Below are 11,480 nucleotides of genomic sequence, written 5' to 3'. Positions count from 1 at the left end.
AATTTTACCTTAGCCTGATCCACCAGCAGTGAAACTGGTGTTCAGTCTATATCTATCACATATCCGAATTTTTAAAGAACGATCTGACAAAAGCCAGAAATCAACATTCGAGCTGAATGTTCATTTCTAAGTTCTGACAAGTAACTGCGTACGGCGAAAGTGGTGGAGCCAAGCGGGATCGAACCGCTGACCTCCTGCGTGCAAGGCAGGCGCTCTCCCAGCTGAGCTATGGCCCCGTATTCTACGGCTGAACCATGTAATGGTAGGTCTGGGCAGATTTGAACTGCCGACCTCACCCTTATCAGGGGTGCGCTCTAACCAACTGAGCTACAGACCTATAACAGGGTCGCGTTACAGCATCGTCTTTTACAATGAATCAAGCAATTCGTGTGGGAGCTCATCAGCAGGCTGATGTCGTCGATTAAGGAGGTGATCCAGCCGCAGGTTCCCCTACGGCTACCTTGTTACGACTTCACCCCAGTCATGAATCACACCGTGGTAACCGTCCTCCCGAAGGTTAGACTAGCTACTTCTGGTGCAACCCACTCCCATGGTGTGACGGGCGGTGTGTACAAGGCCCGGGAACGTATTCACCGCGACATTCTGATTCGCGATTACTAGCGATTCCGACTTCACGCAGTCGAGTTGCAGACTGCGATCCGGACTACGATCGGTTTTGTGAGATTAGCTCCACCTCGCGGCTTGGCAACCCTCTGTACCGACCATTGTAGCACGTGTGTAGCCCAGGCCGTAAGGGCCATGATGACTTGACGTCATCCCCACCTTCCTCCGGTTTGTCACCGGCAGTCTCCTTAGAGTGCCCACCATAACGTGCTGGTAACTAAGGACAAGGGTTGCGCTCGTTACGGGACTTAACCCAACATCTCACGACACGAGCTGACGACAGCCATGCAGCACCTGTGTCAGAGTTCCCGAAGGCACCAATCCATCTCTGGAAAGTTCTCTGCATGTCAAGGCCTGGTAAGGTTCTTCGCGTTGCTTCGAATTAAACCACATGCTCCACCGCTTGTGCGGGCCCCCGTCAATTCATTTGAGTTTTAACCTTGCGGCCGTACTCCCCAGGCGGTCAACTTAATGCGTTAGCTGCGCCACTAAAATCTCAAGGATTCCAACGGCTAGTTGACATCGTTTACGGCGTGGACTACCAGGGTATCTAATCCTGTTTGCTCCCCACGCTTTCGCACCTCAGTGTCAGTATCAGTCCAGGTGGTCGCCTTCGCCACTGGTGTTCCTTCCTATATCTACGCATTTCACCGCTACACAGGAAATTCCACCACCCTCTACCGTACTCTAGCTTGCCAGTTTTGGATGCAGTTCCCAGGTTGAGCCCGGGGCTTTCACATCCAACTTAACAAACCACCTACGCGCGCTTTACGCCCAGTAATTCCGATTAACGCTTGCACCCTCTGTATTACCGCGGCTGCTGGCACAGAGTTAGCCGGTGCTTATTCTGTCGGTAACGTCAAAACAGCAAGGTATTAACTTACTGCCCTTCCTCCCAACTTAAAGTGCTTTACAATCCGAAGACCTTCTTCACACACGCGGCATGGCTGGATCAGGCTTTCGCCCATTGTCCAATATTCCCCACTGCTGCCTCCCGTAGGAGTCTGGACCGTGTCTCAGTTCCAGTGTGACTGATCATCCTCTCAGACCAGTTACGGATCGTCGCCTTGGTGAGCCATTACCCCACCAACTAGCTAATCCGACCTAGGCTCATCTGATAGCGCAAGGCCCGAAGGTCCCCTGCTTTCTCCCGTAGGACGTATGCGGTATTAGCGTTCCTTTCGAAACGTTGTCCCCCACTACCAGGCAGATTCCTAGGCATTACTCACCCGTCCGCCGCTGAATCAAGGAGCAAGCTCCCGTCATCCGCTCGACTTGCATGTGTTAGGCCTGCCGCCAGCGTTCAATCTGAGCCATGATCAAACTCTTCAGTTCAATACTGCTTGGGTTTTTAAGAAACCCTAAACTTGGCTCAGCAATCTCAAATGACTATGTGATTTCTCGCATGGTCACTTGTGATGCTGATAATCTTTTTGACTATCAGTCCATACTCACAAGCACCCACACGAATTGCTTGATTCGATTTGTTAAAGAGCGTTTGGTTAAGAGCTTTTCGTCTCAACCGAGGCGCGCATTCTACGCTTTCCTCAGATCCTGTCAAGCGTTTATTTTGAAGTTTTTTGCGAGAAACTCGTTTAGCTTCAAACACTTGGCTCGCTGCGATCTCTCGTAGCGGGAGGCGAATCATACAGCACTTGGAAGCGCTGTCAACCATCATCTCAACCGCTTTCGATCATTTGATCGTAGCCCTTACAGCACCTTCAGGATTGTCTAACTCATTGAATTTCAAGGAGTTTGTCGTTCCGTTGTCGCTGGAAGTGGGGCGCATTATAAGGGGATTCGAGAGGGCGTCAACCTTTAATTTCAAGAAAGTGAAATATAAGGGGGAAAAACCGTATCGGGGCTGCCAAGTGTTCGCCACGACAGTTTCAGCGCCTGTGAGATCGAGCGCCGCCCGCGCGGCGCTTCGCGGGTAAACCCGCTCCTACGTTTGTTTCGGGCCAATTATGCCTGCGGGATTCGCGCGCGAACGCCTTGGTGCCTGTCTCGATATCGCGTCGTACCAACAAGGCGGTCGCGCGCGCCTGGCACAGGAGGGACTGGCCCGAAACAAACGTAGGAGCGGGTTTACCCGCGAAGCGCCGCGCGGGCGGCGCTCGGTCTCACAGGCGCTGCAGGGGTTGTGGCGGACACATCTCACAGCCAACACCCTCTCAAACCAGTTCCTCCCCAACAGCAACAACCAACCCCAAAAACAAAGCGGGGAGGCCTGACGGCCTCCCCGCTTCATCTACTTCCCTTACAGGCTAGGGAATGCAAACTGCGACGCTTCATGGCTGGCCCGCTGCGGCCAACGCTGGGTAATGGCCTTGCGACGGGTATAGAAGCGCACACCATCCGGGCCATAGGCATGCAGATCACCAAACAGCGAACGCTTCCAGCCACCAAAGCTGTGGTAGGCCACCGGCACCGGCAGCGGTACGTTCACACCCACCATACCCACTTCGATCTCGTCGCAGAACAGACGGGCCGCTTCACCGTCACGGGTAAAGATGCAGGTGCCGTTGCCATACTCGTGATCGTTGATCAGCTGCATGGCCTGCTCCAGGCTATTCACCCGAACCACGCACAGTACCGGGCCAAAGATCTCCTCTTTATAGATGCGCATCTCTGGGGTCACATTGTCGAACAGGGTGCCACCTACAAAGTAGCCATCTTCATTACCCGCCACACGGAAGCCACGGCCATCCACCACCAGCTTGGCGCCAGCAGCAACACCGTCATCGATGTAACCCACGACCTTGTCACGCGCTGCCGCAGTCACCAGCGGGCCCATGTCCAGGCCGCACGAGGTGCCGGCACCAATCTTCAGCGCCTTGATCTGTGGCTCCAGCTTGGCAATCAGGGCATCGGCCACTTGGTCGCCCACGCAAACGGCTACCGAAATGGCCATGCAACGCTCGCCACACGAACCGTAAGCCGCGCCCATCAGTGCACTGACTGCGTTGTCCAGGTCGGCATCCGGCATCAGCACCGCGTGGTTCTTCGCGCCCCCCAGGGCTTGTACACGCTTGCCACGCTTGGTGCCTTCGGCATAGATGTACTCGGCGATCGGGGTCGAACCCACGAAGCTCAGTGCTTTGACTTCCGGCGCTTCGATCAGCGCATCCACCGCTTCCTTGTCACCGTGCACGACGTTGAGAATGCCCTTCGGCAGGCCGGCTTCCAGCAGCAACTGGGCAATGTACAGGGTCGAGCTCGGGTCACGCTCGGAAGGCTTGAGGATGAAAGCGTTGCCGCAGGCGATGGCCAGCGGGTACATCCACAGCGGCACCATGGCCGGGAAGTTGAATGGGGTGATACCGGCAACCACGCCCAGCGGCTGGAAGTCGGACCAGGCGTCGATGTTCGGACCGACGTTACGGCTGTACTCCCCCTTCAGCACTTCTGGGGCTGCACACGCAAACTCGACGTTCTCGATACCACGCTTCAGTTCGCCGGCGGCGTCTTCCAGGGTCTTGCCGTGCTCTTCGCTGATCATCTGCGAAATCTTGGCTTCGTTCTGCTCCAGCAGTTGCTTGAAGCGGAACATCACCTGGGCGCGCTTGGCCGGAGGGGTGTTGCGCCAGGCCGGGAAGGCTGCCTTGGCCGAGTCGATCGCTTCCTGCACGGTTGCGCGGCTGGCCAGTTCGACCTTGCGAACGGCCTGGCCAGTGGACGGGTTGAAGACATCGGCGGTGCGCTCACCCTTGGTAACCAGTTCGCCGTGAATCAGGTGCTGAACAATGCTCATGCAAAACTCCAGATAAACAAAGGAGAGCCAGGCGCGCGCTGCGGGCATACGCCTGGCATCAATATCGGAAAGATCAGTCGATCAGGTTCAGGGTTTCGCCAACAGCATCGAACAAGCGATCCAGTTCCTGCGGCTTGGTATTGAAGGTTGGGCCGAACTGCAGGGTGTCGCCACCAAAGCGTACATAGAAGCCCGCTTTCCACAGCTTCATGGCCGCTTCGTAAGGGCGAACGATGGCATCACCGTCACGGGCGGCGATCTGGATGGCGCCGGCCAGGCCGTAGTTGCGGATATCGACGATATTCTTGGTGCCCTTCACGCCGTGCAGCAGCTTCTCGAAATGCGGCGCCAGTTCAGCCGCGGACTGCACCAGGTTTTCCTTCTGCAGCAGGTCCAGCGCGGCGAGACCGGCGGCACAGGCTACCGGGTGCGCCGAGTAGGTGTAGCCGTGTGGGAATTCCACGGCGTATTCCGGGGTCGGCTGGTTCATGAAGGTCTGGTAGATCTCGCTGCTGGCAATCACTGCGCCCATCGGGATGGCGCCGTTGGTCACCTGCTTGGCGATGCACATCAGGTCCGGGGTAACGCCGAAGGCTTCCGAGCCGGTCATCGCCCCCATGCGGCCGAAGCCTGTGATCACTTCGTCGAAGATCAGCAGAATGTTGTGCTGGGTGCAGATTTCACGCAGGCGCTTCAGGTAACCCTTTGGCGGCGGCAGCACACCGGCCGAACCGGCCAGCGGCTCGACGATGACTGCTGCGATGTTGGAGGCATCGTGCAGCTCGATCAGCTTGAGCATTTCGTCAGCCAGCGCGATACCGCCCTCTTCCGGCAAGCCTTTCGAGAAGGCGTTCACCGGCAATACAGTGTGAGGCAGGTGGTCGACGTCCAGCAGTTGGCCAAACATCTTGCGGTTACCGTTGACGCCACCCAGGCTGGTACCGGCGATGTTCACGCCATGGTAACCACGGGCACGGCCGATGATCTTGGTCTTGGTTGCCTGGCCTTTCAGGCGCCAGTAGGCACGCACCATCTTCAGTGCGGTATCGGCGCACTCGGAACCGGAGTTGGTATAGAAGACGTGATTCAGATTGCCCGGAACCAGCTCGGCGATCTTTTCCGCCAACTGGAACGACAGCGGGTGGCCGAACTGGAACGCTGGGGAGTAGTCCAGCGTACTCAGTTGACGGGTCACCGCGTCAGCGATTTCCTTGCGAGTGTGCCCTGCGCCGCAGGTCCACAGGCCAGACAGGGCGTCGAAGATCTTGCGCCCGTGGTCATCGACCAGGTAGTTGCCTTCGGCCGCCACGATCAGGCGTGGATCGCGCTGGAAGTTGCGGTTGGCGGTGTAGGGCATCCAGTGGGCGTCCAGCTTGAGCTGGCTGGCGATACCGGCAGGACCAGTTTCGGGCATGTTCATCGGCGGTTCCTCGGAAGACGATTAGGCAACGATGGATGTTGTTGCAGCTAAATTGGCACGGCGATAGAGTCTGAAAAAGCCTACATTTCTAACCTTCAGACAGGCCGTGACTAAACTAATGAGCCGACGCCCCGATCCACTCGCCCAAGTCAGCGATTTCGACATCCGCCTGCTGAAGATCTATCGCAGCGTCGTCGAGTGCGGTGGCTTCTCGGCTGCCGAAAACGTACTGGGCATTGGTCGCTCGGCCATCAGCCAGCAGATGAACGACCTCGAGCAACGCCTCGGCCTGCGCCTGTGTCAGCGCGGCCGCGCCGGTTTCTCGCTGACGGAGGAAGGCCGCGAGGTCTACCATTCAGCCCTGCAACTGCTCAGCGCGCTGGAAAGCTTCCGCACCGAGGTCAACGGCCTGCACCAGCATTTGCGCGGCGAGCTGAACATCGGCCTGACCGACAACCTGGTGACGTTGCCACACATGCGTATCACCCACGCCCTGGCGGAACTCAAGGATCGGGGCCCTGATGTGCGCATCCAGATCCGCATGATCGCCCCCAGCCAGGTCGAGCACGGCGTGCTCGACGGCAGCCTGCACGTTGGCGTCGTACCACAGACCAGCCCGTTATCGGGGCTTGAGTATCAACCGTTGTACAGCGAACGCTCGCTGCTGTACTGCGCGGTTGGCCACCCGCTGTTCTACGCCGACGACCAGCAGATAGACGACGAGCGCCTCAACAGCCAGGAAGCCATCACCCCCACCTTCCGCCTGCCGGCCGACATCCAGGCGCACTACCAGGCGCTGAATTGCACAGCCAGTGCTTCTGACCGCGAGGGCATGGCGTTTCTCATCCTTACCGGGCGCTATATCGGCTACCTGCCCGACCACTACGCCATGTTCTGGGTGCAGCAAGGCCGTTTGCGTGCGCTCAAACCCAAGGAGCGTTTTTATGACCTGAGCCTGAGCTGGGTTACCCGCAAAGGCCGGCGCCCCAACCTGGTGTTGGAAAGCTTCCTCGAAAGCCTGGCTGCGACACGTTGATGCCTGTCTGTGCCGCAAACGCTTGTCACTTCGGCACAGGCAGGTAATCTTGTCCCACAGCCGCAGCCACTGCACCGTACGGAATCGTCCATGACCCTAGAAGTCCCTGCGCATCGCCTCTCCGCCTCGGGCAAGCCCGCGGGCCGTATCCGCCAGAAGAACGAACAGGCCATTATCCAGGCCGCCGAAGATGAATTCGCCCGCCATGGTTTCAAGGGCACCAGCATGAACACCATCGCCCTCAAGGCGGGGTTGCCCAAGGCTAACCTGCATTACTACTTCACCAACAAGCTGGGCCTGTACATCGCCGTGCTCAGCAACATCATCGAGTTGTGGGACAGCACCTTCAACGCCTTGAGCGTCGATGACGACCCCGGTGAAGCCCTGAGCCAGTACATCCGCACCAAGATGGAGTTCTCCCGGCGCAACCCGCAAGCTTCGCGCATTTTCGCCATGGAAGTGATCAGCGGTGGCACCTGCCTGACCGAATACTTCAGTGCCGACTACCGCGAATGGTTCCGCGGCCGTGCTGCGGTATTCCAGGCCTGGATCGAAGCAGGCAAGATGGACCCGGTCGACCCCGTACACCTGATCTTCCTGCTCTGGGGCAGCACCCAGCACTACGCTGACTTCGCCACCCAGATTTGCCAGGTGACTGGCCGCAGCCGCCTGACCAAGCAGGACATGGAAGACGCGAGCAACAACCTTATCCACATCATTCTGAAGGGCTGCGGCATCAAGCCGGCTGCCTGACTGTCCTTTATGCCTTCTACCCTGCTCGACCTCTGCGAATACCGCGAGGAAATCCGCAAAAGCCGCTTCATCACCCTCGCCGGGCCGATCAGCAGCGCCGCCGAAGCGATGAGTTTCATCGAACGTCACAGCGACGTGGCCGCTACCCACAACTGCTGGGCCTGGAAACTCGGCGCGCAGTACCGCAGCAGTGACGACGGCGAACCCGGCGGCACCGCAGGGCGGCCGATCCTGGCAGCCATCGAAGCGCAGGACTGCGATCAGGTGGTGGTGCTGGTGATCCGTTGGTACGGCGGTATCCAGCTGGGTACCGGCGGCCTGGCCAGGGCTTATGGCGGCGGCGCCAACAAGTGCCTGCAACAGGCGCCCAAGCGCCTGCTGGTGCAGCGCAGCCATTTCAGCTGCAGTTGCAGTTTCAGCGAGCTGGCGCTGGTGAAGCTGCGCCTGGCCGAGGTTGACGGCCTGGTCCTGGATGAACAGTTCACCGCCAATGGTGTGGACCTGGTGATTGCCCTCGGTGACGCCCACCTGGCGCCATTGCAACAGCAACTGGCGGACCTGAGCCGCGGGCGTATTTTGCTCGAAGCACGCTGAACATTGCCCACAACAACTGTGGGCCTGCCTGTGGATAAGCTTGGGGCACTCTCTTGCAGGCTAGTGATTTCGAGGCCCCCAGAGCTTTGATCATATTTTGATCACTATTTGATGACAGTCGTAAACTGCTGAATGTGCGCGACTTATCCCCAGCGAACCGCCCATCCAAGCCGCACCCCTCTTGCTCACCTTGCACACAATAACTGTGGACCAGCTTGTGGATAACCCGTGCGCCAACGGGCGAAGCGCCCGGCCCCGCAAGGCCCAGACAAAACTGACCATTTTTTAACCAGACGCAAACCAGGCACGCGTATTCGCCGTGACGTATGCTCAATTCCTTTCTCCTACACCGATAAAGGAATGTTCCTATGGCTAATTCAAGAACTGCCCTCATCATCGGCGCCTCGCGCGGGCTTGGCCTGGGTTTGGTACAACGCCTGCACGAAGACGGCTGGCACATCACTGCCACCGTCCGTAACCCGCAGCAGCCCGGCGGCCTGGCGAACGTCCCCGGCGTGCACATCGAGCAGCTGGAAATGAACGACACCGTTCAGCTCGACAGCCTGCAGCAACGCCTGCAAGGCCAGGTGTTCGACCTGATATTCGTCAACGCCGGGGTCATGGGCCCCCTGCCGCAAGACCTGGAGGCAGTACACAACAGCGACATTGGCGATCTGTTCATGACCAACGCCGTGGCGCCGATACGCGTGGCTCGCCGCCTGGTGGGTCAAATACGCGAAGGCAGTGGTGTGCTGGCCTTCATGAGCTCGATCCTGGGAAGCGTCACTATCCCCGACGGTGGCGAAATCTGCCTGTACAAGGCCAGCAAGGCGGCACTGAACTCGATGATCAACAGCTTCTTCGTTGAGCAGCAGCGCCCGGACCTGTGCGTGCTGGCCATGCACCCGGGCTGGGTGAAAACCGACATGGGTGGCGAAAACGCCGAAATCGATGTGCTCACCAGCACCCGCGGCATGATCGAACAGATCAAGGCCCAAAGCGGCAAGGGCGGCCTGCGCTTCATCAACTACAAGGGCGAGCCCTTGGTCTGGTGATTCACCAGGTCGCAGCCCGGCTGGGCGCATTGCCCGGCCGGCCCCTGTAGAATGGCCGCAACCGTACCTGATTGAGATGAACCACTATGTATGACTGGTTGAACGCCTTGCCCAAGGCCGAACTGCACCTGCACCTGGAAGGCTCGCTGGAGCCCGAGTTGCTGTTCGCCCTGGCCGAGCGCAACAAGATCGCCTTGCCCTGGGCCGATGTGGAGACCTTGCGCGGTGCCTATGCCTTCAACAACCTGCAGGAGTTCCTCGACCTGTATTACCAGGGCGCCGACGTGCTGCGCACCGAGCAGGACTTCTACGACCTGACCTGGGCCTACCTGCAACGCTGCAAGGCCCAGAACGTGATCCACACCGAACCCTTCTTCGACCCGCAGACCCACACCGACCGCGGCATTGCTTTCGAAGTGGTGCTCAACGGCATCAGCCAGGCGCTCAAGGATGGCCGCGAGCAACTGGGCATCAGCAGCGGCCTGATCCTCAGCTTCCTGCGCCACCTCAGCGAGGATGAAGCGCAAAAAACCCTCGATCAGGCATTGCCGTTCCGCGATGCGTTCATTGCCGTAGGCCTGGACAGCTCGGAGATGGGCCACCCACCCAGCAAGTTCCAGCGGGTGTTCGACCGCGCCCGTAGCGAAGGCTTCGTCGCCGTTGCCCATGCTGGCGAAGAAGGCCCGCCCGAGTACATCTGGGAAGCCCTCGACCTGCTGAAGATCAAACGTATCGACCATGGCGTGCGCGCCATCGAGGACGAGCGCCTGATGCAGCGCATCATCGACGAGCAGATCCCGCTCACGGTGTGCCCGCTTTCCAACACCAAGCTCTGCGTGTTCGACCACATGAGCCAGCACAACATCCTCGACATGCTCGAGCGTGGTGTGAAAGTCACGGTCAACTCGGACGACCCGGCCTACTTCGGTGGCTACGTCACGGAGAACTTCCACGCTCTGCATACCCACTTGGGCATGACCGAAGACCAGGCACGTCGCCTGGCGCAGAACAGCCTGGACGCAAGGCTGGTTTGAGTAGCATGACGACGTTGCGCTCAACCGACCTGCAACGTCGCCACGCGGGCTATGCGATTGATCTGCTGGATACCCAGCGCCGAAATATGCAATGCCCGCGAGTCCTCCAACTCACGCATCCAGCCAGATTGCAGGAACAACCTGAACAAGGCCTGGCCCAGTACGCCACCCAGATGCGGGCCCTGGTCATTCCATTCGGTGCAGCGGCAGATCACGCAACCTCGTTGCTGGTGTGGCGCCAGGGCATCGATGTACACCCCGACCAAGGCCAACTGCGCCCGCCCCTCGTCACTGACCCTCAAGTGCCGTCCGCTGCCTTCCAACCAGCCAGCCACCACCATGCGATGGTACAGCTCACTGGCCAACTCCCCACCCAGGTGATCGCCACAACGGCGCGCCCGGCGCATCGACAGCGGCAGCGATGATACCGGCGTTTCGGCACGCTCTCCCCTGGCGCTTTCCAGCTGTACGCTGGCCAAGGCCTCTACCGCTGCTCCGACCTGCGGGGTAGCCAGACAGAAGTAACGTTTGCGGCCCCTGGCTTCATGCCTGAGCAAACCGGCCGACGACAGCAGCGAAAGGTGTGCGCAGGCTGACGATGAAGTCAGGCCAGTCATTATCGCGAGCTCATTGGCCAACCGTGGTGTGCCATCGATCAATGCCCACAACATGGCACTGCGCTTGGGGTCGGCCATCAGGCTGGCAATTTGACTGATACTGCTGGCTGCGTTCATGTCCTTGTAACTCCCTGCAAGTTCACGGTGGGGATGCAATGGCCAACCCTGCCAGGGAAGCGCCTCTCGCTGGCACTGGCCTGGCTCGCCAGTATAAGCCGCAGAAAAACGCCGGCCAGACGGCCAGGTGCCGTCGTACTCATGACGAAAAACCACTGGGTATGCCTACCCATTGCAAGCAGCGAAGCGGCTTCGAAAACGCCCCGGAACCAAGTCAAACAAGGCACCGGTACGCCCATACAAACGCGCTGAAACATCTTGATGAAAACAAACTTGCAGCCATTTCAGATGTGGCCCACAGCAACCTTCCACAAATAGCGCGAAACAAAGCGAAGGTTCTGCGGGTTTGCGGGCATTGCGCCCAAAGTAGGAAACACCGCCAGGGAAATGCACACACTTACCGTCAGTCAGGACGCTGAAGCCGTGTCATGGCAGGCTGGCGGGCCAGCGCTACACTTGAGCGGCTCCCCTTCTTG

The 11,480-nt window shown here is 58.9% G+C and carries 8 protein-coding genes, 2 tRNA genes and 1 rRNA gene; 5 read left to right on the top strand and 6 right to left on the bottom strand.

Features of this window, described 5'->3' with window-relative positions:
• Positions 1-160: 160 nt before the first annotated feature.
• The 5 genes from PRJ_RS03120 to PRJ_RS03090 form a co-directional block, all read right to left on the bottom strand.
• Positions 161-236: transfer RNA gene (locus PRJ_RS03120), tRNA-Ala, on the bottom strand.
• 24 nt (positions 237-260) lie between these two features.
• Positions 261-337: transfer RNA gene (locus PRJ_RS03115), tRNA-Ile, on the bottom strand.
• Between the two features lie 85 nt (positions 338-422).
• Positions 423-1,959: ribosomal RNA gene (locus PRJ_RS03110) — 16S ribosomal RNA — on the bottom strand.
• A gap of 925 nt (positions 1,960-2,884) precedes the next feature.
• Entirely contained in the window at positions 2,885-4,378 is a 1,494-nt protein-coding gene (locus PRJ_RS03095) for a CoA-acylating methylmalonate-semialdehyde dehydrogenase (RefSeq protein ID WP_064493232.1), read from the bottom strand.
• A gap of 73 nt (positions 4,379-4,451) precedes the next feature.
• On the bottom strand, positions 4,452-5,798 hold the full coding sequence (locus PRJ_RS03090) for an aspartate aminotransferase family protein (protein ID WP_010951866.1): 1,347 nt from the start codon (positions 5,796-5,798) through the stop codon (positions 4,452-4,454).
• Positions 5,799-5,916: 118 nt separating this feature from the next.
• On the opposite strand from PRJ_RS03090, the gene PRJ_RS03085 reads away from it, so the two are divergent.
• From PRJ_RS03085 to PRJ_RS03065, 5 genes are all read left to right on the top strand, one after another.
• Entirely contained in the window at positions 5,917-6,834 is a 918-nt protein-coding gene (locus PRJ_RS03085; RefSeq protein WP_014755221.1) for a LysR family transcriptional regulator, read from the top strand.
• A gap of 90 nt (positions 6,835-6,924) precedes the next feature.
• Positions 6,925-7,587, top strand: coding sequence for a TetR/AcrR family transcriptional regulator (locus PRJ_RS03080; protein ID WP_003255279.1), 663 nt, complete (start codon positions 6,925-6,927; stop codon positions 7,585-7,587).
• A 9-nt stretch (positions 7,588-7,596) separates the two neighbouring features.
• Positions 7,597-8,181: a YigZ family protein gene (locus tag PRJ_RS03075; RefSeq protein WP_104960729.1), complete on the top strand. Its 585-nt coding sequence runs from the start codon at positions 7,597-7,599 to the stop codon at positions 8,179-8,181.
• Between the two features lie 368 nt (positions 8,182-8,549).
• The gene (locus tag PRJ_RS03070) at positions 8,550-9,236 is read left to right on the top strand and encodes an SDR family oxidoreductase (RefSeq protein WP_010951863.1); all 687 of its coding nucleotides are present in this window, start codon (positions 8,550-8,552) and stop codon (positions 9,234-9,236) included.
• 86 nt (positions 9,237-9,322) lie between these two features.
• Positions 9,323-10,270, top strand: a complete 948-nt coding sequence (locus PRJ_RS03065) for an adenosine deaminase (protein ID WP_010951862.1) — start codon at positions 9,323-9,325, stop codon at positions 10,268-10,270.
• Between the two features lie 20 nt (positions 10,271-10,290).
• Here PRJ_RS03065 and PRJ_RS03060 read toward each other — a convergent pair whose 3' ends face one another.
• Complete coding sequence (locus PRJ_RS03060) at positions 10,291-11,004, bottom strand: helix-turn-helix transcriptional regulator (protein WP_053868202.1); 714 nt, start codon at positions 11,002-11,004, stop codon at positions 10,291-10,293.
• Between the last annotated feature and the right edge of the window lie 476 nt (positions 11,005-11,480).

The sequence above is a fragment of the Pseudomonas sp. XWY-1 genome (assembly GCF_002953115.1).
In the GTDB taxonomy this organism is placed as follows: domain Bacteria; phylum Pseudomonadota; class Gammaproteobacteria; order Pseudomonadales; family Pseudomonadaceae; genus Aquipseudomonas; species Aquipseudomonas alloputida.
Note: the sequence above shows the minus strand (reverse complement) of the source record. Positions and strands in the feature narration are given on the sequence as shown.

Excerpts from the sequence above, each read along its gene's own strand:
- PRJ_RS03095 (WP_064493232.1), bottom strand. The coding sequence starts at position 4,378 with ATGAGCATTGTTCAGCACCTGATTCACGGCGAACTGGTTACCAAGGGT.
- PRJ_RS03090 (WP_010951866.1), bottom strand. The coding sequence starts at position 5,798 with ATGAACATGCCCGAAACTGGTCCTGCCGGTATCGCCAGCCAGCTCAAG.
- PRJ_RS03085 (WP_014755221.1), top strand. The coding sequence starts at position 5,917 with ATGAGCCGACGCCCCGATCCACTCGCCCAAGTCAGCGATTTCGACATC.
- PRJ_RS03080 (WP_003255279.1), top strand. The coding sequence starts at position 6,925 with ATGACCCTAGAAGTCCCTGCGCATCGCCTCTCCGCCTCGGGCAAGCCC.
- PRJ_RS03075 (WP_104960729.1), top strand. The coding sequence starts at position 7,597 with ATGCCTTCTACCCTGCTCGACCTCTGCGAATACCGCGAGGAAATCCGC.
- PRJ_RS03070 (WP_010951863.1), top strand. The coding sequence starts at position 8,550 with ATGGCTAATTCAAGAACTGCCCTCATCATCGGCGCCTCGCGCGGGCTT.
- PRJ_RS03065 (WP_010951862.1), top strand. The coding sequence starts at position 9,323 with ATGTATGACTGGTTGAACGCCTTGCCCAAGGCCGAACTGCACCTGCAC.
- PRJ_RS03060 (WP_053868202.1), bottom strand. The coding sequence starts at position 11,004 with ATGAACGCAGCCAGCAGTATCAGTCAAATTGCCAGCCTGATGGCCGAC.